Annotated in this window: 18 protein-coding genes; 4 read left to right on the top strand and 14 right to left on the bottom strand. The window is 63.2% G+C overall.

The window, feature by feature from the left end; all coding sequences use genetic code 11:
- Positions 1-6: 6 nt before the first annotated feature.
- A complete protein-coding gene (locus VGH98_10965; protein ID HEY2376483.1) occupies positions 7-1,149 on the top strand; it encodes a saccharopine dehydrogenase C-terminal domain-containing protein in 1,143 nt (380 codons plus the stop codon).
- Positions 1,150-1,166: 17 nt separating this feature from the next.
- Here the strand turns inward: VGH98_10965 and dacB are convergent, their stop codons facing one another.
- The 10 genes from dacB to VGH98_10915 all read right to left on the bottom strand — a co-directional run bounded on the left by dacB (position 1,167) and on the right by VGH98_10915 (position 13,393).
- Positions 1,167-2,795, bottom strand: coding sequence for a D-alanyl-D-alanine carboxypeptidase/D-alanyl-D-alanine-endopeptidase (gene dacB, locus VGH98_10960; GenBank protein HEY2376482.1), 1,629 nt, complete (start codon positions 2,793-2,795; stop codon positions 1,167-1,169).
- Between the two features lie 158 nt (positions 2,796-2,953).
- The gene (locus VGH98_10955; protein HEY2376481.1) at positions 2,954-4,240 is read right to left on the bottom strand and encodes a DUF5009 domain-containing protein; all 1,287 of its coding nucleotides are present in this window, start codon (positions 4,238-4,240) and stop codon (positions 2,954-2,956) included.
- A gap of 103 nt (positions 4,241-4,343) precedes the next feature.
- A complete protein-coding gene (locus VGH98_10950) occupies positions 4,344-5,207 on the bottom strand; it encodes a cytochrome c oxidase assembly protein (protein ID HEY2376480.1) in 864 nt (287 codons plus the stop codon).
- 22 nt (positions 5,208-5,229) lie between these two features.
- A complete protein-coding gene (locus VGH98_10945) occupies positions 5,230-5,601 on the bottom strand; it encodes a cytochrome C oxidase subunit IV family protein (protein ID HEY2376479.1) in 372 nt (123 codons plus the stop codon).
- Positions 5,602-5,609: 8 nt separating this feature from the next.
- The gene (locus VGH98_10940; GenBank protein ID HEY2376478.1) at positions 5,610-6,332 is read right to left on the bottom strand and encodes a cytochrome c oxidase subunit 3; all 723 of its coding nucleotides are present in this window, start codon (positions 6,330-6,332) and stop codon (positions 5,610-5,612) included.
- 21 nt (positions 6,333-6,353) lie between these two features.
- Positions 6,354-8,363, bottom strand: a complete 2,010-nt coding sequence (gene ctaD, locus VGH98_10935; protein ID HEY2376477.1) for a cytochrome c oxidase subunit I — start codon at positions 8,361-8,363, stop codon at positions 6,354-6,356.
- 47 nt (positions 8,364-8,410) lie between these two features.
- Positions 8,411-9,751, bottom strand: coding sequence for a cytochrome c oxidase subunit II (gene coxB, locus VGH98_10930; protein HEY2376476.1), 1,341 nt, complete (start codon positions 9,749-9,751; stop codon positions 8,411-8,413).
- Between the two features lie 157 nt (positions 9,752-9,908).
- Complete coding sequence (locus VGH98_10925; protein ID HEY2376475.1) at positions 9,909-10,307, bottom strand: hypothetical protein; 399 nt, start codon at positions 10,305-10,307, stop codon at positions 9,909-9,911.
- 102 nt (positions 10,308-10,409) lie between these two features.
- Positions 10,410-11,471, bottom strand: coding sequence for a hypothetical protein (locus tag VGH98_10920; GenBank protein HEY2376474.1), 1,062 nt, complete (start codon positions 11,469-11,471; stop codon positions 10,410-10,412).
- Positions 11,471-13,393 (bottom strand): aspartate ammonia-lyase, encoded by a 1,923-nt coding sequence (locus VGH98_10915; GenBank protein HEY2376473.1) that lies wholly within the window; start codon positions 13,391-13,393, stop codon positions 11,471-11,473. The genes VGH98_10920 and VGH98_10915 overlap by 1 nt, the downstream gene beginning before the upstream one ends.
- Positions 13,394-13,614: 221 nt before the next feature.
- Here VGH98_10915 and VGH98_10910 point away from each other — a divergent pair, with 221 nt between their 5' ends.
- Positions 13,615-14,784, top strand: a complete 1,170-nt coding sequence (locus VGH98_10910; GenBank protein ID HEY2376472.1) for an isoaspartyl peptidase/L-asparaginase — start codon at positions 13,615-13,617, stop codon at positions 14,782-14,784.
- A gap of 72 nt (positions 14,785-14,856) precedes the next feature.
- On the opposite strand, the gene VGH98_10905 is transcribed toward VGH98_10910, so the two are convergent.
- The gene (locus tag VGH98_10905; GenBank protein ID HEY2376471.1) at positions 14,857-15,393 is read right to left on the bottom strand and encodes a plastocyanin/azurin family copper-binding protein; all 537 of its coding nucleotides are present in this window, start codon (positions 15,391-15,393) and stop codon (positions 14,857-14,859) included.
- Between the two features lie 252 nt (positions 15,394-15,645).
- The gene (locus VGH98_10900; GenBank protein HEY2376470.1) at positions 15,646-17,862 is read right to left on the bottom strand and encodes a methyl-accepting chemotaxis protein; all 2,217 of its coding nucleotides are present in this window, start codon (positions 17,860-17,862) and stop codon (positions 15,646-15,648) included.
- A gap of 118 nt (positions 17,863-17,980) precedes the next feature.
- Between VGH98_10900 and leuS the strand changes: the two genes are divergently transcribed.
- A complete protein-coding gene (gene leuS, locus VGH98_10895; GenBank protein ID HEY2376469.1) occupies positions 17,981-20,542 on the top strand; it encodes a leucine--tRNA ligase in 2,562 nt (853 codons plus the stop codon).
- Here leuS and VGH98_10890 read toward each other — a convergent pair.
- Positions 20,539-21,057, bottom strand: coding sequence for a hypothetical protein (locus VGH98_10890; GenBank protein HEY2376468.1), 519 nt, complete (start codon positions 21,055-21,057; stop codon positions 20,539-20,541). The genes leuS and VGH98_10890 overlap by 4 nt on opposite strands.
- Positions 21,058-21,142: 85 nt before the next feature.
- Complete coding sequence (locus tag VGH98_10885; protein ID HEY2376467.1) at positions 21,143-22,297, bottom strand: VIT1/CCC1 transporter family protein; 1,155 nt, start codon at positions 22,295-22,297, stop codon at positions 21,143-21,145.
- Positions 22,298-22,412: 115 nt separating this feature from the next.
- Between VGH98_10885 and VGH98_10880 the strand changes: the two genes are divergently transcribed.
- A complete protein-coding gene (locus VGH98_10880) occupies positions 22,413-23,897 on the top strand; it encodes a PDZ domain-containing protein (protein ID HEY2376466.1) in 1,485 nt (494 codons plus the stop codon).
- Positions 23,898-23,950: the final 53 nt, after the last annotated feature.

Genomic DNA, 23,950 nt, shown 5'->3' with positions numbered 1-23,950 from the left:
TTCTGAATGCGGATGCTCGTTCTCGGTGCCGGTTTACAAGGCTCCGCTTGCGCCTATGATTTGTTGCAGGATAAAGAAGTCGAACAGGTCCGACTCGCAGATCTGAAGATCAATCATCTGCCCGACTTCCTCGCGCCGCATTCCGGCCGTCGTTTGCTTCCGACGCCGCTCGACGTGCGGGACGAAGACGCCGTTCGCGGGCTGATGCGCGAGTGCGACGCGGCCATGAGCGCCATTCCCTACTACTTCAACTTCGACATGGCGCGTCTCGCCGTCGAAGCGGGGGTTCATTTCACCGACCTGGGCGGCAACACGGAGATCGTCAACCAACAGAAAACGCTCGACGCCGAAGCGCGGCGGAAGAGCATCACCGTCGTGCCCGACACGGGACTCGCGCCGGGAATGGTGAACATTCTCGCCGAGTACGGCATTCGGCAGCTCGACAACGTTCGCGCCGTGCGAATCTATGTCGGCGGATTGCCGCAGGAACCGGAGCCGCCGCTCAATTATCAGATCGTCTATTCGTTCGAGGGCGTACTCGACTACTACACGACGCTTTCGTGGGTGCTGCGAAATGGTAAGCGCACACACGTGCGCGCGCTCTCCGAGCTCGAGCCAGTGAACTTCGGGGATGGTGTTGGTACACTCGAAGCTTTTCACACCGCTGGCGGTCTCTCGACGATGGCGTTCCGGTACGAAGGGAAGATCCCGGAGATGGAGTACAAGACGCTGCGCTATCCGGGGCACGCCGAGCGAATGGAAGCAATTCGCGAGCTGGGGCTGCTGGACCTCGATCCAGTCGAGGTCAAGGGGATGAAGATCATCCCGCGCGAGGCGTTCATGGCGATCGTCGGGCCGCGCCTAACGAAACCGGAAGGAAAGGATCTCGTTGCCTTACGCGTCGTCGTGAACGGTACGAAGGGAGGCTCGCAGAAGACGTTGACTTTCGAGCTCATCGACCGCTACGACGAGACGCATCACGTGAGTGCAATGATGCGAACGACGGGCTACTCGCTGTCGATCACCGGCATGATGCAGGTGCGTGGCGAGGTGAAGCCGGCTGGCGTACACACGCCTGACGAGTGCGTTCCAGCCGCGCGCTATATCGAGGAGCTCGGCAAGCGAGGCATTAAGATCCGCCAATCGTAGTCGTCGCCGCGCGTTCTCTAGCGCACGAATTCGGCTAACGTCGCCCCCATCTGATCCATCGCCAGCTTTGCGTTCCAACGATCGCTGCCGTTGTAGATGAACGAGAACGCGAGGATCTCGCCGTTCTTGGCGGTGACGTAGCCGCCTAACGACGCAACGGTATTGGTCGTACCGGTCTTCGCGTGGAGATTACCGCGGGCCGGCGTGTGGCGGGCGCGATGGCGCAGCGTCCCGGACTCCCCCTCGAGCGGCAGCGACGCATGGAACGTCGCGCCCCACGGTGCCTGATGCGCGAACGAGAGGAGCTCGACCATCGAGCGCGGTGTGACGCGGTCGAGCACCGAAAGCCCGCTGCCGTCGGAGACCTGAACGTCCTCGGGACGCGCCGCAACTTTGGCCGAAAGGAGACTCCGAAGCGTGGCGAGCCCCGTCTGCGCGGAGCCAACCTGATCCGGCGCCGCCGCGTGGGCTGCGTCGCGGAAGAGCAGCTCCGCATAGAGATTGATGCTCTCCCGGTTCATCTCGGCGATGATATTCGCCAAGGTCGGTGAGGAGATTGACGCGAGCTCCGTCGCAGTACCTGGTGTCGTACCCACCGTCACGCGGCCATCGACTGTGACACCCGCCTTCTCCAACGCAGCGCGCAGTGCGCCGGTCGTGAACGACGCCGGGTCATCGACGACAAGCGAATATCTTTGCGGCGGTGCACTGCTGCCGATCGAGCCGCGAACGAGAATCGAGCCGTCCTTCTGTCGAACGGCGCTGATGCGGCCACCACTACCACCGACAACGCGAACGGTGCTCTGCACCGGAATCGTCGTCGTGGCCGGGTCGAGCGTGACGACAGCCTTCTTGCCGTCCGCCTGCACGACGACCCACACGAGATTCTCGTTCAACGAAAGTGCCGATACGCGCGCGGCGTACGCGGCACCGAGGTATCGCGTCTGCCAGCCTTCCGGCACGAGTTGCGGATCGAATGCACTCGCATCGCCGACGATGTCACCGTGAATGTGCCGCACGCCCCTGGCGAGGATGAGCTGCGCGAGCGAATCCATCGGGTTTGTCGTGCCCCAGAACCGAGGCGAAAGCGACGGGTCACCGCTCCCACGCAGATAGAGATTCCCCGCGAGAAGACCATCAGGATTGAGCACGCCGTCGTGAAGTGCGGCGGTCTTGAACTGGTACTCAGGCCCGAATCGATCGAGCGCAAGCACAGAGGTGTACATCTTCATCGTCGACGCGGGCTGCATCATTGCGTCGGGACTCTCGCGGAACAGCGTATCACCACGCGTGAGCGAGACGATCATCACGCCCCATTGCCCGCGACGGGTGTGCTGCGTGAGCGCGCTCCGCAGGTCGCTCTCGAGCGACTCCACGCCACGAGGGGATGTCCACAACGGAGCAGCGGCTTTGCTCGCGATCTCGCCGCGGCTGACGTTGCTTCGTGAAGAGCGGCGTCTCGATAGCTTGGACTTGCGCCCGGTCTTGCGCGGCGTCGCGGTCAGCGAATCGGACGCGCCGCCGGCGTCCTGCTGGCTAGCCTGAGCGGATTGGAACCGCGCGCTCGTCGGTGCAGCGCGGAGCTCACGAGCGCCGACTGCCAAGCCCGAGGCACAGAGAAAGAACAGCGCGTGCCGCGAGAGCATGCCGAGACGACGACTCCTGATAGGGGTGCGATTCGCGCTCATGACGTCGAGGGTGGCAACTCGTGTTCCAGACTCCGTACACTCCGCGCGCGGAATCGCTCCGGTTTCGCGCGCGGAGCACGAGACTTTTAGTCGAGTATCGGTGGTCGAAGGCTCGCTTAGACCTTCAGGAAGATCTTGCGTCGGTACAAGACGAGCAGGACGCAGTACCAGAGACCGACGAAGCACAATGCGAAGGCGAGCGACGCGTTCACGGGGGACAGCCAAGACCCGAAAAGCGTCTCGTAGATCGCATTCTCGAGCGAGGTTCGAGAGCCGTGATAATTCACGGAAATCACGGAATAAATGAGCCGCGCGACGAGTCCCGAGCCCATGAACGCGATGAGCGGATTCGTGCCGTAGATGACAAAGAAGTTGGTCCACCGCCGCAAACCGTGGACATCGACGAGCCACATGATTGTCGCGATCGACAAACCCGCCATTCCGGCGGTGAAGATCACGTAGGAGCTCGTCCAGATGCTCTTGTTGATCGGAAAACCCCAGTTCCAGATCATGCCGAACGTCATCGCGAGGCAGCCGGCGGCGAAGAGCCCGTTGAGTCGTTCTTCTATTGCTCGCTCGCTGCCGATCCAGCGGCCCGCGATCACGCCGAGCATGGCCGTGCAGATGGCCGGTATCGTCGAGAGCAAGCCCTCGGGATCGAAGGTGACGCTCCCGGTCCAGATGTGATTGCCCAGACCGAAGCGGCTCCAGTCGAGTAACAAACGATCCCAGTACGCCGCCATCGTTCCGGACGGAACGTCGAGCACCAAACCGCCGAGCGTTCCGCCCGAGCCTGGGACGGGCAACGCGGTCATGATCATCCAATATCCGAGGAGCAGCGCGCCAACGGTGATGACGATTCGTTTGAGTGACGCACCCTGTGTGAGAAGTGCGGCGCACATGTATGCCAGCCCGATACGCTGCAGCACGCCCATGATCCGCCAGTGAAAGAGGCGGTCAACCACCCTGTGCAGGAAGCTCGGATCGGCGATGCCGCTGACATCGCCCCAGGTGAAGAATGGGAATCCGTTGAGGAGGAATCCGAGCAAAAAGATAAGTGCGCCGCGACGAAGGATTTGTCGGCGGATGTCGGTCTCGTCGGCGCCGCGCGCACGGCGAGCGCTGAGCGAAAGGTGAGTCGTTATGCCGACGATGAAAAGGAAGAACGGGAAGACGAGGTCCGTCGGCGTCCAGCCATTCCACGACGCGTGCTCGAGCGGCGGATAGATGGCGCTCCATGTCCCTGGATCGTTCACGAGCAACATTCCCGCGACGGTGAGGCCGCGGAAAACGTCCAGCGAGAGCAGTCTCTCTCGCGATCGCTTGGGTCCGCCAACCGTAGTCTTCGGTCGGCCCGCGACCGTTCCGATTTGTTCGGTGGGCGGAAGAAGAGTTGTACTCATGAACGCCTCGGCTAAAACGCTTCGGATGCCAGGTGACAGGTGCTAGGTGTCAGCGCGCGATTCCGGCACTTCTCACCTAGCACCCAGCACCTAGCAGACGATTCTACCGCGCGACCGGCAAATGCCCGGCCGCTACTTGCGCACCGGCAACTGTCTCGTCGCCGTCGTGCTGCTGCCATCGGAAGAAGATGACCGAGATGATGGTGAAAAAGAACAGGCCGCCGGGGATCCACATGATCAGTCCACCGATGAGCTGGTCCTGCATCGGCGAGATGCCCCAGATGCGTGGCGCGATTGAGTACGCCGGATAAAGCACCGAGTCCGCATACGCGATATACACCGCGACGATCGACATGGGGATGCTCATGAGGAACAGGTAGAGCATCTGCATGGGATACGCGAGCCGCGGGAGCTCGGGCAGCGGACTCAGGATGGGCCACCACATCAGCACCGCTGCAATCAAGAACATGAGGTGCTGGACGATGTGCACGTTGTGGTGCGCCATCGCGAGGTTGTAGAGCGGCGGTAGATGCCAGCCGCACATCACGACGTTGAAGATCGCGAAGGCGCGCAATGGATTGGTCACCCAACGGGCGATGGCAGCGACAGGGCGATTGGCGAGCGCCGGACGGAGCATCCAGCCTGGCGTTGCCATGATGAGAATCGGTGCGACGAGCAGCGCGAGCACGAGGTGCTGGACCATGTGCGCGCTGAACAAATAGGAGTCGCTCAAGTCGTGCAGCCAGCCATTGAGAGAAAGGAAGAGCGTGATCAGAGCAAACGTCAGCAGCGCCGGCTTGCTTCTAACGAGCTCATGTCCCTCACGTGCGCCGACCTGGGCGCGCCAGCGGTAAAGCGCCGCGAGCGCGATGATTCCGATCACCGTGCTGAGATGAACGGAGAAGCGCCACGGACTGAGCGTGGCGCCGGCGTGCAGGAGAGGAAAAAAGAGGAACGGAAGACTCATCCTAGCTTCTTCGGCATGACAGCTAACCCGTCCGAATGACCAGCTTCGCGAACAAAAACATCAGCGCGACGATCGTCGTCATCGCGATGAGCAGCGGCCCGGTGAACAACGCCCGGAACAGCTTATGATCGTACTTGAGATGCATGTAGAAGAGCACGACGATCGCGAATTTCACCGCGGACATGATAAGGAGCGCCGGTACGAACAGACGGGACGCGACGAAGGCGGGGATGTAATACACCCACACCTCCATGATCGTGATCACGGTGAGGATCAGCGCGACCCACTTGTACGTGCCCCAATTGGGGTGCTCGTGTACCACCCCCTCGGCTGCGTGCGCCTCGGCGGCCGCGATCGAATCGCTGCTGGTCTCGTGGACAGGTTCGTGAGCCATAGACACCGCTACCGGATGAGGTAGACAAGAGTAAAGATCGCAATCCAGACGACGTCGACAAAGTGCCAGTACAGCGCCGAAATGTCGACGAGGACTGCGTCGCGCGGTCCGAGACCGCGCTTGATATCGATCGCGAGGAGAGTCAGGAGCCAAAGCACGCCGGCAGTCACGTGTGCGCCGTGGAATCCCGTCAGCGTGAAGAAGGACGATCCGAACAGGTTTGTTTTGATCGTCAGTCCTTCATTGACGAACGAAGTAAACTCGTACGCCTGGTAGCACAAAAAGCCGGCGCCGAGGATGGCGGTCATGAGGAGCCACAACTTTGAGTTCTCGAGCAACCGTGCGCCCCAACCTGGTCCCGCCCACCCGGGCTTGTCCTTGTTCTCGACCGCGGCGAGGGCAAGCACCATTGCCAGCGATGACATGAGCAGCACGAAGGTCGACTGCGACGTCACTGGGATGTTGAGAATCGGCTTGAAGAGGGCGCCAGCTGGACATCCCGCGATCGGAGTTGCCGACGTCGCGTTCGTCGTTTGGCACCAATACTCGTGGGGGAAGGGGCCAACTTTGCTGCGGCCTTTGTAGATCAGGTAGGTCGAGATCAGAGAGGCGAACAGCATGCACTCGGATCCGATGAACGCCCAGATTGCGACCTTGCGGTGATCGACACCCGTGGTGGTCGGGGGATGGCCGGCGTGCCCGTGCGCGTGAGCGACTGCTGAAGTGGACATCGTGGAGGAATGACCTGTGTGCTAGTGCTCGTCTTCGAGCGGCGTGAGGAGCCAACCATACAGCGAAGTCGCGAGCGCGCAGGCGAAGATGATCACGAGCGCGATGGCGAGGTGCAGTTTGTCTTTGTGAATCGCGATCAGTGACGAGAACATCAGCGTCATGAAGAGCGCGACGAACAGCGGCTTGATCGACGGATTCGGCATCGGAATACCGAGCTCGCGCGCGGTCGGGAGTCGACGCGGCGGGACGGGCGTGAGTGGCGATGCCGCTGCCTTTTCCACCGACCCAACGGGGCCACCCGGCGGATTACCGATCGCGCGACCGACCTTCCCGGTGTGATGTCCCCCGACGTCGACGTCGATGCGCTCTTCGCCCATCCGCGAATGTGGGACTTCACTCGTTAGGGCTGGCGACTTGACGTCCCACAGCGGATACCGCGAGGTCACGGTGGGCACGCGCGCGAAGTTGTAGTCTGGTGGTGGAGATGGGATCGACCATTCGAGCGTCGGTGCACCCCACGGATCGTTGCCGGCAATCGCGCCATGCTTCCGGCTTCGCCAGAAGTTCCAGAATCCGATCGCGACGCCGACGGCCTGGAAGATCACCCCAATCGAACTGAGGAGATTAAAAGTCTCCCAACCCTGGCCGACGTCGTAGCGATAGATCCGACGCGGCATCCCGTACAATCCCGAGAAGTGCATCGGGAAGAACGTGAGATTCACGCCGATGAAGAAAAGCCAGAAGTGCCACGAGCCGAGCTTCTCGTCGAGCATCCGGCCCGTGAACTTCGGGAAGTAGAAATACACGCCGGCGAAGAGCCCCATCATCGAGCCGGCGACGAGCACGTAGTGGAAGTGCGCGACGATGAAGTAGGTGTCGGTCTGCTGCAGATCAGCCGGAGGCGACGCGTGCATCACGCCGGAGATTCCGCCCACCGTGAAGAGAGCGACGAGCGTGATCGCGAACTTCATCGCCGTCGTGAAGCGCAGGACGCCGCCCCACATCGTGAAGATCCAGTTGAAGATCTTCACGCCCGTCGGGATTGCGATGAGCATCGTCGTGACGCCGAATGCCGTGTCGGCGATCGGGCCCATGCCAACGGCGAACATGTGGTGCGCCCACACGCCGAAGCCGAGGAACGCGATGAGCATTCCCGAATAGACCATCACGGGATAGCCGAACAGCGGCTTTCGCGAAAAGGTCGGCAGCACCTCGGACACGATACCGAAGGCCGGCAGAATGAGGATGTAGACCTCCGGATGTCCGAAGATCCAGAAGAGGTGCTGCCAGAGCAGGGGATCGCCGCCCTGCGCGATTTCGTAGAAGTTCGTGCCGAAGAAGCGATCGAACTGCAAAAACACGAGCGCGATCGTGATCACCGGAAAGGCGAGCACGATCAGGAACTGCACGATGAACGACATCCAGGTGAACATCGGCATGCGCATGAAGTACATGCCGGGCGCCCGCATGTTGATGATCGTCGTGATGAAGTTGAATCCGGCGCCGAGCGACGAGACGCCAAGGATCTGCAGGCCGAGTACCCAGAAATCGATGTTGAGATTATGCGAATACGCGAGTGTCGTGAGGGGCGTGTAGCCGAACCAGCCACCGTCAGGAGCGGACCCGACAAACCAGGACACGTTGAGAAAAATCGAGCCGAAGAGATACACCCAATAGCTAAAGGCGTTGAGACGTGGAAAGGCCACGTCTCGAGCTCCTATCTGGAGCGGGATGAGCAAATTGAAAAAGGCTGCCGAAAGCGGCATGACGACGAGGAAGATCATCGTCGTCCCGTGCATCGTGAACAGCTCGTTGAAGCGCTCCGCCGACACGACCTGTCCGTTGGGGAATGCGAGCTGCGCGCGGATGATGCTCGCTTCGAGTCCGCCGACGAGGAACCAGAACAGCGACGTCCCGAGGTACAGCGCGGCGATGCGCTTGTGATCGACCGTGGTCAGCCAGCCCCAGAGCCCACTCTCGGCATGTGCTTCGGCGCCGGCGTAGACAGGAGCGGTGGCAGTTGTTGCCATGCGTCTATGTCTCCAGATGTTCGTCGAATGGCCTAACGATGTTCGTGCTACTTCAGCGCCTGCAGGTACGCCACGATGTCGGCGATTTGCTGGTCGGTGAGACCGGCCTTCATCGTCGTGTTCAGCTGCGGATCGTACTCGTTGAGCCCGATCGTCGGCATGAGCACGCCCGGCTTCATCTTGCGCGCGTTCTTGATCCACAGGGCGAGATGTCGCGCGTCGTTGGGATACAGCCCGGCAGCGATCGTGGTGCGGCTCCCGACGTGCGTAAGGTTCGGTCCGATCTGGCCGATCATGCTCGGATTGCCGCGAATCGTATGGCAGCCGAGACATGCCCCCTGACCATGCAGGAGGAGCGTGGCGCCGCGTGCCGGATCGCCGTATGGATCGCTGTACTGGATATCGGGCGTCGGCGTTTCGGGAACCGTGTACGCCGGCATCTTATCACGCGGGAACGCGATGAAGCCGGCCTGCGCGACTGAAGTCGGCGGCGTCACTTCCGGCGCGGCAGCGCGTGCGGCAACCGCGCCGGCGCCGCCCCGTACGGCGGAAGCGGTCGTAGCGGCAACCGCAGCAGCTGGATTTGCCGCGGGTGGCGTTGGAATTGGCGTTGCGAACGCGGCGGGTGTCTCCTGATGCGCGATCCAGCTCGCGAACTCGTCAGGCGTCACGACAAACGTGCGAAACCGCATGTTCGCGTGCGACGCGCCGCAATACTCGACACAAAAGCCGTTGTACGCAGTCGATGCCGCCGAGTCTGGTGTGAACCAGAGATAATTCGTGTGGTTTGCGATGAGGTCGCGCTTGCCCGAAAGCGACGGCACCCAGAACGAGTGAATCACGTCGTTCGAGTGCAGCGTGAAGTTCACGGTGCGGCCCTTCGGCAGGTAGAGCTCGTTCGCCGTGACGACGGTGTCGAGCTTTCCCGTTGGGCTTCGCGACGTGTATTGAGGATATCGGAATTCCCACCACCATTGGTGGCCGATCACTTCGACCTGCAGCGCGCCGCTCGCGGCGCGGCTCTGCGTGCGGAAGATCGTGCGGACCGTAGGAATCGCGATGAACACGAGGATCAACGCGGGGACGATCGTCCACGTGATCTCGAGCGTCGTGTTGCCGTGTACGTGCTCTGGTTGTCGCGCGGTGCCGCTACGTCGACGGAAGCGAATGAGCGTATAGACGAGAATCGCTTCGACGATGACGAATACGATGGAGCCGAACCAGATCAGGATCTCAAAGAGAAATCCGATGTCGCGATTGGTGTCCGTCCGTTGGTGGAAGACCGAATTCGGATATTGAGTGCAGGCGGCAATGACGAGCGAGGAAGCCGCCAGCGCTACCGTCAGCGCGGCACGAGCGAGCCGGCGCGGGCGGAATCGATGATGCATTGCGCTTTCCTTTTTTCCGGCGTGCAGTGCGCCGCTGGCGGCGCGACGTCATGTCGCGCATGCACGGGACGCAAAGTCGAGAGCATGGGCAAGCTACCGGCTGACTCTGGCTGAATCAAGCGGCGAGGTACCCTGCACAGCGCGCGCCGCAACGTGCTCAATGCGCGCTGTTGCCGTCCCTGTTTCCGTCCCCTTTTCCCTCCGCGAGCTCGTGCTTTTCCTTCGTGTGTGCGATCGCGATCTCGAGCGCGGTCTTCACCTGCGCGACGCCTTCGCGCAGTGCGCGCACTCTAATCTGCTCGCTCGCGCCACGGCTCGACACGAGGTGCGTCTGCATCACTTGATCAGCGATCATGCCGAATTGAGCCTTGAGCATTTCGCTGAGATGCGGAAGCTGCCGCCGGAGATTCGTGAGGAATGTCGACCCGGACTGGTTGCGCTTCACCTGTAGCGCGTACTGCTCGACGAGTCCGTTGATGCGCAACAGCGTGTTGAACGCGTCATCGAGCGTTTTCATCTTCGCCTGTCCGGCGCCGTCGAGTCGAAGACCAGCCATTGTCGGGCAGAGGGGAAGTGGGTGACGGGTAGAGGCTTGACGACCGAACCGGCGATTCGCAAACGCTCTATGACCCTCGATGCGCAACGCTCTACCCTCCACTCACTTTGCCCGATCCATCTTCGGATTCGGCCGGAGCTCGCGGCCCACTTTCGCTTGAGGCGTGCCGTCTACGAGAACGATGTCCGCCGTGAAGTCGAACTTGCCATCGTGCACGATCCAGGTGCCGACCGCGTAGACGTCGACCGGCGCTTTCTCCTCCTCGAACTCGCGGACGCGCGCGGCGTTCAATCCGCCCGACACGACGATCTTCACCTCGCCGAATCCCTCGGCGTCGAGCGCGTTACGCACATTCCAAACGAGCAGCGGATTCACGCCCGTCGGACGAAACGCGCCCATCTGTGGAATCACCGACTTGTCGACGAGATTCTCCGACGTGTCCAGTCGCACGCCCCACAATCGTCCCTCGAGGGCTCGCGCGACTTCGAGACTCGTGCGCACGCAATCGTTCTCGTAATCGACGAGCGCAATGAGCTCGACGCCGGAACAATGGGACGCGAATGCCATCGCCGCGCGCGCCGTGTCGCCGTCATACGCCGCGATGAGCGAGTGCGGCACCGTACCAATGCCCGTTCCAGTGAAGAGCGATGCTTGTGCGTCGGTCGAGACGGATGACGCTCCGCCGGTGTGCGCGGCGTAGCCGTCTCCTGGTTGCGCAGCCCAGTAATCTTGCCGCGCACCGAAAAACAACACTGGCTTCGGCCGCGCGGCTTCGACGAGTCGTCGGGTGTTCGTGCAGATGCGAGTGCGCCGCGTAAGGACGCCGAGGTAGAGCGTCTCGAGGTGAGCGAAACACTCGTAAGGCCCTTCGATCGTCATCACGGTGTCCCACGGCTCGAGCTCATCCCCCTCGTACAGCGCGTGAATGATGAGTGCGCTCCAATCTTCGGAGCACAATCGGAGAATCGCGATGGCTTCGTCGATGCCGCTGAGGAATCCCGCGTTCTTGCCGCTCACCTGCATCAGGACACGCGGCGAATGCGAATCCGCGCGCATGATTTCGCGCGTGCGCTCGAAGTACTTGTCGGTGTAAAAGCCTTTCTGGATCTCGTCGACTGGGAGCCGAAAGAGTGCCGGATCGAGACGCTTGCGGCGGCGTGGCATTAGGGCGTTCTCGATCCTCCGTGAGTCTCTGCACCGTCGCCCGTCATCGCTTCCGGATCGAGCAGCCGATCGAGTTCCTGCCGCGTGAGCAAACCCTGCTCGCAAACCACGTCGTACACGCCGCGTCCGCTGTCGAGGGCCTCCTTCGCCACCTGCGTCGCGCGTTCGTAGCCGATTGCCGGTACGAGCGCCGTGACGACACCGATCGACTGCTCGACGAAGTATCGCAGGCGGTCTGCGTTTGCCGTTATACCGCGCACACATCGCTCGCGCAGGACGACGCACGCATTGCGCATCTCACTGATCGCGGACAGCAGTCGGAACGCGATCAGCGGCTCGAAGACATTCAGCTGGAGTTGCCCGGCGCCCGCGGCGAGAGTCACGGCGACATCGGCGGCGATCACGTCGAAGCAGACCTGATTCACCACTTCGGGAATGACAGGATTGACCTTCCCTGGCATGATCGACGAGCCGGGCTGCATCGCGGGAAGGTTGATTTCGCCGAGGCCGGCGCGTGGCCCCGAGCTGAGCAGCCGCAGGTCATCGCAGATTTTCGAGAGCTTCACCGCGCAGCGCTTGAGCACGCCGGACAGCTGAACGAAGACGCCGGTGTCCATCGTCGCTTCGACGAGATCGGGCGCTGTCACCAGCTGCTGCCGCGTTATGCGCGCCAGGTGCTCGCGCACGACATTCGAATAGCCGCGAGGTGCATTGATCCCCGTGCCGATCGCCGTCGCGCCCATGTTGATCTCGCTGATCAGCCGTTGCACTTCGGCCAGTCGCTCGACGTCCTCGAGGATCGTGTGTCCAAAGGCGCGAAACTCCTGGCCTAACGTCATCGGCACGGCATCCTGCAGCTGCGTGCGTCCCATCTTGATCAGCGTCGCGAACTCTTTTCCTTTTGCAAGGAACGCATTGGCAAGCGCCGTTTCCGCGGCGCGCAACTCGTCGATCGAGCGGTGGAGCGCGAGCTTCACCGCCGTAGGATAGACGTCGTTCGTCGACTGGCTGAGATTGACGTGATTGTTGGGATGCACCGACGCATAGTCGCCACGCGGCTTGCCCATCAGCTCGAGCGCGCGATTCGCGATCACCTCGTTGGCGTTCATGTTCGTCGATGTCCCCGCGCCGCCCTGGATCATGTCGACGAGGAAATGCTCATGATGCCGGCCGGCGCGGATCTCTTCCGCCGCGCGCACAATCACATCGGCGATCGACTGGTCGAGAAGTCCAAGCTCGGCGTTCGACAGCGCCGCCGCTTCCTTCACCGCCGCGAGTGCCTCGACGAGCTCGGGGAATTCGCGCAGCGGGATGCCCGTGATCGGAAAGTTCTCCAGTGCGCGGAGCGTCTGCACGCCGTAGAGCGCGTCGTCGGGTACCTCGCGCTCGCCGAGCAGGTCGTGTTCCCGTCGCGTCCGCGATCCGGTAAAACCGAGTGTGCGTCCGTGCCCAACGAGTGTCGCGTCCGTCGCGGCAAGCCGGCGCGAGATCGTGCGCGCCGCGCGCGCGACGAGCGCCGCGTACAGCGCCGGGAGCTCCTTGAGCATTTCCTGAACTTGCGCCGCCGTGATGACATACGCCTCGGTCCGCTGAACCGCGCGAGCGCTCGTCCCATGCGGCGAATCGTCGAGCAGCAATCCCTCACCTAACGCTTCACCGGCGCCGAGCGTCACGAGCCGAACGGGCCGGCCTTGCACCGTCTTCTCGATCGCGACTGCGCCGGTGGCGAGAATCGCCAGAAAAGTGCGCGGCGCGCCCTCGTCGAAAAGCACCGCGTCGCACTCGTAGGTTCGAGCGGTGACGAGTCGCGACAGTTGGTGCAGTGCCGACTCGGTGAGTCCCTCCAGAAATTGCGCCTGACGCAACTGGTCGCGAATCGACGCGCCGGGCGCGGATTGAGCTGGAGGTGGTGGTGCGGCCATGATTGGGCGTCCGGTGATTTCTCTGGCGAAGCGCCGCGGGCCGCAGCGGCGCGGCCCGGTGTCGTGCGGAGCAAAAGCTACGCAGCCCTACGCGCCTTGGGCAGAGGAGTACCTCGGCAACCGGGGACTGCCCAGCAGCCACGACCGCGGGATAACGGCCGCTCCGAACCGGAGGTAGAATACGCGGCTAGCCGTCCCCTTCTGTCCTGACCGGAGGATCCATGTCCGTCTCGCGCCGCGATTTCCTCGGCACCGGTGCCGTCGCCGCCGCCAGCCTCGCGCTCCCCTCTTCCGCCCAAGCGAATCCGTTGATCTCGCTCGCCGAGCTAGGCGCACCAACTGCGACCGCGCCGGCTCGGCGGCCGATTGTGGTGTGCTCGGCAAACGGATTCTATCGCGACAACCCCGGCGGCAGCCCGATCAAGAAGGCCTACGACCTGATCGTCGGCGGTGTCGATCCCCTCGACGCGGCGATCGCCGGCGTCAACATGGTCGAGCTGGATCCGAGCGACATGAGCGTCGGGCTCGGAGGATTGCCTAACGAGGACGGCGTCGTCCAGCTCGACGCGAGCTGCATGCATGGTCCCACGAAGCGCGCCGGCGCCGTTGGCTGCCTCGAAGACATCGCCACGCCGTCGCTCGTTGCCAAAGCGGTCATGGACCGTACCGACCACATCTTCCTCGTCGGTGCGGGCGCGAAGAAGTTCGCGATCGAGATGGGCTTCAAAGAGCAGAACTTGCTCACCGACAAGTCGCGCGAGGCGTGGCTCAAGTGGAAATCGCGTCTGAATCCGAACGACAGCTGGCTCGACGTCCCAGATGATTCCGCCGCTCCCCACCGGCCACGCGTGACGCCCGCACCGCACGGCAACGAGGACGACCACGTCTTCCTCGACGAGCACGGCGTGCCGCACACCTTCGGCACGATCAACATGAACGTGGTCGACGCCAAGGGCGACATCGGTTCGGTGACAACGACCAGCGGCATCTCATGGAAGATTGCTGGCCGGGTCGGCGATAGCCCGATCATCGGCGCGGGACAGTACTGCGACAACGCCATCGGCGCCGCCGGTTCTACTGGACGCGGCGAGTCGAATATCAAGGTCTGCGGCGCCTTCCTCGCCGTCGAGTTGATGCGCCAGGGGAAATCCCCCGAGGAGGCGCTGCTCGAGGTCATGCGTCGAGTGATCGCGATGACCGAGAAGCGCCTGCTCGACGACAAGGGCCGGCCCTACTTTGATCTCAGCTACTACGCCGTGACAAAGGACGGCCGCTACGCCGGGTCGGCGGCGTACGAGGGCGCGACGTTCGCCGTCTGCGACGCGACTGGTCCGCGCATCGAGTCAGCAGTCTACCTCTTCAAGCGCGACGAGCGGCCCGGTCCGCGTTAGGCGCCGGGCAGGGCATCGAAAAGCCCGCGAGCCAGGCTCGCGGGCTTCTCACATCTCTGAAGGGGAGGCCAATCAGTGGACGGTAATCGAGCCGTCCATTCCCGCGTGAATCGTGCAGTGATAGTTGTACGTGCCTGGGGTATTCAGTGTCACCTGGACGGAACCGGATGACATGTCACCGCTGTTCGGGGGCGTCGGGGACGGCGTCGTCAGCCAGGTCAAGTTGTGCGTAACGCCACCTGCCCACGTGAATGTCACCGTGGCACCGGCGCCGATGTCAGCCTGGGCCGGATCGAAGCTGTACGAGCCACCGGGACCAACCGTCACGCCCAGCGAAGTCGGGAAGCTGTTCGTCACCGTGATCGACGCCGCTTGGCTCGTGACCTGATCGACCGTCGCCGTCAACGATGTCGTGCCGAGCACCGATGCCGTGAGCGTCGCCGCCGCGCCGTTCGTCGCCATACTCGCCACGGACGAATTGCTGTTGTTCCACGTGACGGTGTGGCCGGTGATGGTATTGCCGTTCGCGTCTTTCGCCGTCGCCGTAATCGTCGTCGTCTCTGACGGCCTGAGAAGAGCTGAACTCTTGCTGAGGAAGACGCTGCTCACCGTTGCGGTAGGAGGGGGATTGGTGCCACCTCCGTCGCTACTACTGCCACCGCAGGCGATGGCAGGGCAGAGTATTACGGCGAGGATCAGCTTTGCAGCACGCATATGACCGAGCTCCAATGAGTGGATCGAACGTCGAGGAGGGGGGACACACCAAAACACCCCTATCCGCTTTGACGCGGGAATGGTTCCCAGCGCTGAGGAAAATTCGCACGAGCTTTGGCGATCGCTGTGCGATGCGCCACGAACAACCTATGCGGCCGCGGGGTCGGGCAGGTGACCCAGGTCCAGGCCCGCGCGCCGCTCGCTCGCCGCCGCGGATTTTCGCTCTGATGGCGGACCATCCGTCTGCGTCGCCGACTCGAGCCGCAAATTCGCGACGAGCTGCGACAGTCGCTCGGCAGCGCTGGAGAGCGCGGCCGCCGCTGCTGCGATTTCCTGGGTGCTCGCGCTCTGCTCTTCACTCGATGCCGCGACTTGCTGCATGGCGGCGGCGAATGACTCGGTGCCAGAGCTGAGTTGCGTCAGGCGCTTCGTGATCTCGGCGACGAGTGAATTGGCCGACGTCGCCGCTCGCTCGATCGCTGTCGTCCAGGCTTCGTTGCTTTCCACCGCCTCCTGCACTGCGACGAACGAACGTGAGCCGTGTTCGGTGGCTTCGAGCACCTGACGCACCGTCGAGACCGATCGCTCGCTCGACGCGCGAGACTCGTCGATTCCGCGCAATACGCCCCCCATGACCTGCTCCGTGCGCTGCGCCGCCTCAGACGACATTGCCGCGAGTCGGCGAACTTCGCTCGCGACTACCGCGAAGCCCTGGCCATGCTCGCCGGCACGCGCTGCTTCCATCGCAGCGTTGAGCGCGAGCAGCTTTGATTGTCGCGCAAGTTTTTGTACGAGCGTTACGAAGCTCCGAACCTCGAGCGATGCCGAAGCAAGTCCCTCGATCGCGGCGGCGCTCGCGCCGACGTCCTTCGCAAGCATCTCGAGTGCCTTCGAGCTTTCGTCGAGCTTCGTGCGACTCTCGAGTGAGAGGCCGCGCAGCTGCTCGTTCCGCGACACGCCCTCATGTGCGCCGTCTCGAAGCTCACCCGCAATCCGCACGAGCTGCTCCGCGGACGAGGACAACGACTGAATCGACTGCGCCATCCCCGTGGCCTGCTGCGACAACTCGCTTGCCGTATGCGCGATCTCACCGGCCGATGCCGCCATCTCTTCGGTACCAGCAGTAATCTCGGCCGACATCGCGGACGTTTCCTGTGCCGACGAACCAAGTGCACTCGCGAGCCGACGTAGCTCCGCAACCATTGCCGCGACGGCGCGCGTGAGCCGACCGATTTCGTCCTCGCCGCCGGCATGACGTGCTTGCCGTGATAGGTCGCCAGCGGCCACCGCCTCGGCGAGCTCGGCGAGCGCCGCCGCGGGAGAAGTGATGCGACGTTCGATTGATCGGCTCACTAGTATGAGCGCACCAACGACCGCGAAGAGAACGATCACTGCGCCACCGAAGAGTGCCAGCTGCGCTCTGAAAATCGGTGCGTCGAGTGCGGCTTCATTGCCGTGCGCGACGAGTCGCCAGTGTCCATCGTTGGCCACCGCCACCGCGCCCCGCTGCTCCGTCGTCGCCGATCCGAAATACACGATGTTATCGCTGACCACACGCGTCAGCTCGTCGGCCCGAGTGAGAACCCGAAAGCGGGTACCTCCCGCGGAGCTCGCGATGATGTGGCCCGCAGCATCGATGAGATCGACGCGCAGCGACGTACCGACACCGGCCTGAATCAGCGCGGAGTCTACGTTGGCGAGTCCGAACTTCGCCTTGACCACCCCGACGCGCCGACCATGGTCGCGCACCGCTCGCGAAAGCTCGACGACCGTTTCGCCGGTCGCCTGATCTTCCGTCGCGCTGGCGGAGGTCACCCCGCTCTTCCAGGCCTCCTGCCACCAATCCTCGTCGCTCTGCACGAAATCGTTGGAGGGCGACGTGACCACCGCGTTGTATCCGTACTGGTCGGTTAGCACCACCTCCGCGATGTCGAGCTTCGGGAGGAGATCGAGCAAAAATTCGAGCGCGGTGGAGTCGACTTGCTGCGAGCGCGTCGCCTTGAATCGGTCCTCGAGCGCCGAGATGGTCAGAAGCGGAAGGCCGCGCTGGCGCGAGAGAGTGCTTCCTCTCTTCGCCGCGTCGATCACCGACGACTCCCACGCAATGAGATCGACCTGCCGCAACCGCTCCGCGAGGACGCGATCGACCAGCAAAGCGGATCGGCGAGCGGCATCGGAGAGCACGGCGTTCTGTTGCTGCCGCATCGACGTCGAGAGAGCGACGCTGCCGACCGCGGTGACGACGACGAGCAAAGCGATGGCGACGCCGCCGGTGGAGAAGACGTAGCGTCGCCGCAACGAGCCCCCACTCTGCTTCTTCGGCGTGCTGCGGCGAACTCGTTTCCAGATCATGGTCGGCGACATGCGCTCTTCGCGGTTGGCGATGCCATTCGGTTCCGCCTACATTGCCCTATAGAAATCGCTTAACGCCTCAGCGACGGAACCGCGGCTGTTCCGCGGAGCGCACCGTCCCGTCTCGATAATGACTGAAGTGACGCAATCCACTCCGGATTCGGCCACGGAGCCCTCCGGCTACGATCCTGCCGTCGTCGAAAGGAAATGGCAGACCCGATGGGAAGAGCGCGGAACGAACCACACCGACCTCGATGGCGGGGCACGTCCGTTCTACGCTCTGATGATGTTTCCATACCCGTCAGCGGAGGGGCTGCACGTCGGCAACCTCTTCGCGTTCACGGGGAACGACATCTATGGACGATTCCAGCGGCTCCAAGGGCACACGGTCTTCGAGCCGATCGGCTTCGACGCATTCGGCATTCACTCGGAGAATTACGCTCTCAAGGTCGGCATCAATCCGAGGGAGCTGATTCCGCGAAACATTGCCAATTTCCGTCGCCAACTAAAGCGCGCCGGATTGATGATCGATTGGCGGCACGAGCTCTCGACGACGGATCCCTCGTACTACAAGTGGACGCAGTGGATCTTCCTCGAGCTCTTCAAACGCGGGTTGGCGTACCGCGGGCGTGCGGCCGTGAACTGGTGCCCGAAGGACAAGACGGTGCTCGCGAACGAGCAGGTCATCGCCGGCGCATGCGAGCGGTGCGGCACTAAAGTCGAGCAGCGTTTTCTCGAGCAATGGTTCTTCGCCATCACGAAATACGCGGAGCGATTGCTCGCGAATCTCGGCTGGATCGACTGGTCGGAGAGCACGACGACGGCGCAACGGAACTGGATCGGCCGGTCTGACGGCGCGGAGATCGTGTTCCGCGTTCAGGATCTGCTCGAGATGGCTGGCGCGGCGACGGTGGGCTTGAACGTCATGGCGACGACCGCCGAGCTGAATGCGCTGGCGACGGATATCAAAGTCTTCACGACGCGTCCCGACACCATCTTCGGCGCGACGTATCTCGTGCTCGCGCCGGAGCACCCGCTCGTCGACGCGCTGACGACCGACGAGCAGCGTTCGGAAGTAAACGCGTATCGAGCCAGCGCCACCAAGCAGGATATCGTCACGCGCAAGGTGAACAAGGAAAAGACAGGTGTCTTCACCGGCGCATACGCGACCAACCCGGCGACGGGCCACCCGATTCCGATCTGGATCGCCGACTACGTGCTCATGGAATACGGTACCGGCGCGATCATGGCGGTGCCGGGACACGACGAGCGCGATTTCGAATTCGCTAAGGCCTTCGGGCTGCCGGTCGTGCGCGTCGTCGCGCCGCGCGGCGCGCCGGCGGCTCATGTCGATTCGCAAAACCGCGACGAGCACCCGCCGCTCGAGGAGCCGTATCTGGACACGGAGAATGCGCACCTCGTGCATTCACGTCAGTTCAACGGTCTGTCTGTCGAAGACGCGAAGCATGCGATCGTCGCGTGGCTCGCCGAGCACGGACACGCCCAGCCGATCGTGAATTATCGCCTGCACGACTGGTGCGTCTCGCGTCAGCGGTACTGGGGCCCGCCGATCCCGATCATCCACTGCGACAAGTGCGGACCCGTCGCCGTACCGGAGAAGGATCTCCCGGTCGAGCTGCCTAACGTCGAGGACTTCCGCCCCGACGACTCGGGTCTCTCACCGTTGGCGCGCGTCGAATCGTGGTATCGCGTGCCCTGCCCGCAGTGTGGCGCGCAGGCGCGCCGCGAGACGGACGTGTCGGACACGTTCCTCGACAGCGCTTGGTATTTCCTTCGATATCCGAGCAGCGACGTATCGGATCGGCCCTTCGATGCGCGCATGACGCAGAAGTGGCTGCCGGTGAACTCGTACATCGGGGGCAACGAGCACGCCGTGCTCCACCTGCTGTATTCGCGCTTCGTGACCATGGTGCTGCACGACGCAAAGCACCTCGACTTCGAGGAGCCATACGCGAAATTTCGCGCGCACGGCATGATCATCCGCGAAGGGGCGAAGATGTCCAAGAGCCGGGGGAACGTGGTGAACCCGGACGAGTACATCGAGCGCTGGGGCGCGGATTCGTTCCGTACATATCTCATGTTCCTCGGGCCGTACGAGGAGGGTGGGGACTTCCGCGATCAGAGCATCGCTGGCGTTAGGCGCTTCCTCGATCGGCTGTGGGCGAGCGCGCACGATGCGCGCCGTACGGGCGCGCCGGACGAGCCGGTCATGCGCAAGCTGCATCAGACGATCCGCAAGGTCAGCGAGGACACGTCCCGCCTGCAGTACAACACCGCCATCGCCGCGATGATGGAGTACATAAATGTGGTGCGGGCGAAGGAGCGCACGCCCCACATCGACGAGGTCATGCCGCTCGTGCAGTTGGTCTCGCCGTTCGCCCCGCATATCGCGGAAGAACTGTGGGAGCGGTTAGGCGGACGATCGAGCATTTTCGACGCCGGGTGGCCGGCGTTCGATCCGTCGCTCGCCGCCGAGGAGCTCGCAACGGTGGCGGTTCAGGTCAACGGGAAGCTGCGCGGGACGATCCGTCTTGCGCCCGACATGGGTCAGGAGGATGCCGTGGCAGCAGCGCTCGCGGATCCCGCGATCGCCAAGTTCGTTCCGGGTCCGCCGAAGAAGGTGGTGTACAAGCCTGGGCGCATCCTCAGCCTGACAGTTGTCGGACGTTAGAACGTTATGCCGAACGTCACCGGGATCGTCACGAAGGAAGGCCCCTGCGCGAGCGCGAAGTGAAGACGAACCTCAGCATACGCTCCAACACCGGTAATCGGGATCGTTAGGCCCGTCCCGACGTTGAATCCCGCGCTGTTGCCCTGATCCGCGATGTGATACAACCCCATCCCGCCGATCAGATACGGATGCGCCTGCGAGCCCGGCGAGTGGTATACGACATTCACGAGGAATGCGACCGTGCTCGCGTTCGTCGTGAGCGCATTCTTATCATGGGCGAAATACTGGTACAGTACCTCGCCTCGAAGGCCCAATGGCTCGCTCGGGACGCGAAACTCCGCCATCCCGTCGAGGTTGAAGCCAGGCTGGCGATCCTTCGCGATGCCGCCCGCAGGGATGCTGATCCCACCGCCGATCCCGAATACCGGTAAGGGCATCGTTTGCGCCTGCGCGCCAGCGATACGCGCATGCGAGATCAGCGCAACGACAGCTACGACCATCCAGAATCTGCGCATGAAGGGAGGAAGAGGGGTGAACCGAGCGTGCACCACGCGTGCCGGAACCTAATGACGAGACAACGAAAATCGGTGTTTCCCGAGATCACACGACTTTGCTGATCCAGTCGCCGACAAAATAGCCAACGACCGCCACGCCAAGGCCGACGACGAACATGTCGAGCCCCGACCGGAAAACACCGCGTCCGGTGAAGATCGATCGCGCACCGCCGACGAGAAAGTGCGAGAGCATCGATAACACGAACGCCACGACGATCGCGGTGGTACCGCTCCAGATGAGAAAAGACAGAACCGGAATGAATGCACCGACCGCTGTCGCCGCCCCAGTTACCCAGCCCTCCCGCAACGGCGACATGTGCGGCTCGCCAATTCCGAGCTCCTCCTGCACCTGTTCCTCGAGCATGCGCTGCGGATTTGCCATTACTTCTGTTGCCAGCGCGTGCGCACTCTCGGCGCTCATCCCTTTCGTCTCATAAATGATCGCAAGCTCGTCGCGCTCGACGTCCGGCATCAAGGCGATCTCGTCGCGCTCCATTGCGATCTCGTTGGCGTAGACCTCCTGCTCGCTCTTCGCGGCGAGATAGCCACTCGAGCCCATCGACAATGCATCAGCGATGAGCCCCGCAATGCCAGCAACGAGGACCGTCCGATGTGCTTGCGCGGCCGACGCGCCGATCACACCGGCCACCAATCCGAAATTTGCCGTCAGTCCGTCGTTGAAGCCGTACACGACGTTCCGGAGAAATCCACCCGATTCAATGCGATGCCAGGGCTCTCCTTTTCCTCCGGAGATCTCGTTGAGCGTCGTCGCGTGTTCGGCGGATTCGCGCGCCAGCGTGAGCGCTTCACCATGTCCCGCGACGCCACGCGCCGTTGTCCGATGCATATCGAGGTAGCCTTTGACTTCGCGGCCCTCCTCGGCGAGCAGCATCGGCAGCAGGAAGCCCGGTCCCAGCACGCGTCCGAGCACTGCCAAAAGACGCGTCCGCGCGCTCGGGCGAAAGTGCCTAACGGCGCGGCCATGCCGCGCGAGCAGTTTCGCCCAGATCTCGACGTGTCGATCCTCGACCTCCGCCAAACGGCGATACAGGTCCTTTTTCTTCGGATCGGCCTCCGCTTCGGACAGGAGGCGATACAGATAGGCCGCGTCCGCCTCGTCCTGCCAATGGTGCTCGAAGGCATGCAGGTCTGGCGCGGCCAACGCTCGGGGCGGGACGGTGTCTGGAATGCGAACGGTCATAGACTTGAGAGAACGACTACAACAAGCTAATTCCTCCGGTCAGGGGAAACCCTAGCGCCCTTAGCGCGTGTCTGAACAGGTGGAGCAACCACAGAAACTTTGTACTCGAGGTCGTATGCGACTCCACTCCCTGGTGACGCCGGCGTTGATCATCGCGGCCGCCAATCTCGCTTCACCCGCACAGGCCCAGAACGCGCGCATTTTCTCGACGCCTCGCGCTGGCGCTCTGCGCACAAGCGGTGATCAGGCACGAGCGGCACTCGGTCTCACCGTTTCCGGTTCGCCGAGCTCCCGCGACACGCTGGGCCTTCTCGTCACGTCGGTGGCGCCAAAAGGGCCGGCCGATCGCGCGGGAATCGAAGAAGGCGATCGCGTCGCCTCGATCAACGGCGTCAGTCTCCAGGTCTCGTCGGCGGACGCTGACGACTTCGATATGAGCAATGCCATGAGCCGGCGCCTCACGCGCGAGTTGGGTCGCGTGCAGCCCGGCGACGAAGTCGACCTTCGCGTCTACTCCGGAGGCTCGACACACACCGTTCACGTTCGCACGACCGATTCGGACTCACTCTACGGACGCCGTCGCGTCGCGCGCTCGGAGCTGGAGGATCGGCCGACGCTCGGCGTTGGAATCGCCTCGACAGGGAGCCGGCGTGACAGTCTCGGCGTCCTCGTTATGTTCGTCGACGACTCGGGTCCGGCCGGGCGAGCCGGCATCGAAGAAGGTAACCGCATCGCCGAGATCAATGGCGTCGACCTTCGCGTCGGCCGCGGCGACTCCGGCGACGACTCTATGGGCGGAGCGCGCGTCCGCCGGCTTGAGCGCGAGGTTGCCCGGCTCCATCCCGGCGACGATGTCGATCTGCGCGTGTACGCGAACGGGCGGTATCATGACATGAGGCTCCGCGCGGCGCGCGCGTCCGATCTCCCGCATCGCCATGGAAGCATCATGATCAGCGGCGACGGGATGGGGATGATGCCGGGCGCTCTTCCGTTCGGCGTCGATGGCGCGCTTATCGGCGATCAGGTGCGTCGCTCCCTCGAGCGCGCCATGGAGGGCGCCGGGCGTGCGCTCGAGGGCGTCGGCCGCGGGCTTGGTGGTGCGCGTGTCTGGCAGGACAACGACGACACTGACAACGATCGCGCGCCGCGCGTAGAGCCAATCGAGCCGGTTCACGTCGAGCCACTCGAGCCGAGCCGCCTTCGTCGAATGGCGCCGACAAGAGTACCGTACGCGTCGGCGCTCTTGCGCGACCGGAACGGCAGCGGCGACGCGATGGCGTCGGCAATGATGCGCGACGAGGCGGCGAAAGGCGCGGCGCTCGACATCGCGGGCTTGCGGCTCGTTCCCGTTGGAACGGAGCTCGCAACCTATCTCGGTAAAGGCAGCGAGCGCGGCCTGCTCGTCCTCGGCGTTCCATCGTGGGCACGCGGGGCTGTGCGCGCGGGCGACGTCGTTCTCTCCGTCGACGGGCAGCCAGTTCGTCCTGACGATGCATCATCGGACGAAGTGCAATTCGCGCTCCCGCGATTTCGCGACGCCCAGCTCGACATTCTGCGCGACAGCGTGCACCATTCGGTGACTCTTCCCGCGCGCCGTTAGAGAACGTCATCCTGAGGAGCGCCCCTCCCTGTCATCTCGAGGAGCGCCCCTCC

It is taken from the genome of Gemmatimonadaceae bacterium (genome assembly GCA_036496605.1).
Classification (GTDB): Bacteria; Gemmatimonadota; Gemmatimonadetes; order Gemmatimonadales; family Gemmatimonadaceae; genus AG2.
This window is presented reverse-complemented; position numbering and strand designations above follow the sequence as displayed.

Excerpts from the sequence above, each read along its gene's own strand:
- VGH98_10940 (HEY2376478.1), bottom strand. The coding sequence starts at position 6,332 with ATGTCCACTTCAGCAGTCGCTCACGCGCACGGGCACGCCGGCCATCCC.
- VGH98_10955 (HEY2376481.1), bottom strand. The coding sequence starts at position 4,240 with ATGAGTACAACTCTTCTTCCGCCCACCGAACAAATCGGAACGGTCGCG.
- ctaD (HEY2376477.1), bottom strand. The coding sequence starts at position 8,363 with ATGGCAACAACTGCCACCGCTCCTGTCTACGCCGGCGCCGAAGCACAT.
- coxB (HEY2376476.1), bottom strand. The coding sequence starts at position 9,751 with ATGCATCATCGATTCCGCCCGCGCCGGCTCGCTCGTGCCGCGCTGACG.
- VGH98_10915 (HEY2376473.1), bottom strand. The coding sequence starts at position 13,393 with ATGGCCGCACCACCACCTCCAGCTCAATCCGCGCCCGGCGCGTCGATT.
- leuS (HEY2376469.1), top strand. The coding sequence starts at position 17,981 with ATGACTGAAGTGACGCAATCCACTCCGGATTCGGCCACGGAGCCCTCC.
- VGH98_10880 (HEY2376466.1), top strand. The coding sequence starts at position 22,413 with ATGCGACTCCACTCCCTGGTGACGCCGGCGTTGATCATCGCGGCCGCC.
- dacB (HEY2376482.1), bottom strand. The coding sequence starts at position 2,795 with ATGCTCTCGCGGCACGCGCTGTTCTTTCTCTGTGCCTCGGGCTTGGCA.
- VGH98_10945 (HEY2376479.1), bottom strand. The coding sequence starts at position 5,601 with ATGGCTCACGAACCTGTCCACGAGACCAGCAGCGATTCGATCGCGGCC.
- VGH98_10900 (HEY2376470.1), bottom strand. The coding sequence starts at position 17,862 with ATGTCGCCGACCATGATCTGGAAACGAGTTCGCCGCAGCACGCCGAAG.
- VGH98_10965 (HEY2376483.1), top strand. The coding sequence starts at position 7 with ATGCGGATGCTCGTTCTCGGTGCCGGTTTACAAGGCTCCGCTTGCGCC.
- VGH98_10950 (HEY2376480.1), bottom strand. The coding sequence starts at position 5,207 with ATGAGTCTTCCGTTCCTCTTTTTTCCTCTCCTGCACGCCGGCGCCACG.
- VGH98_10920 (HEY2376474.1), bottom strand. The coding sequence starts at position 11,471 with ATGCCACGCCGCCGCAAGCGTCTCGATCCGGCACTCTTTCGGCTCCCA.
- VGH98_10890 (HEY2376468.1), bottom strand. The coding sequence starts at position 21,057 with ATGCGCAGATTCTGGATGGTCGTAGCTGTCGTTGCGCTGATCTCGCAT.
- VGH98_10925 (HEY2376475.1), bottom strand. The coding sequence starts at position 10,307 with ATGGCTGGTCTTCGACTCGACGGCGCCGGACAGGCGAAGATGAAAACG.
- VGH98_10910 (HEY2376472.1), top strand. The coding sequence starts at position 13,615 with ATGTCCGTCTCGCGCCGCGATTTCCTCGGCACCGGTGCCGTCGCCGCC.
- VGH98_10885 (HEY2376467.1), bottom strand. The coding sequence starts at position 22,297 with ATGACCGTTCGCATTCCAGACACCGTCCCGCCCCGAGCGTTGGCCGCG.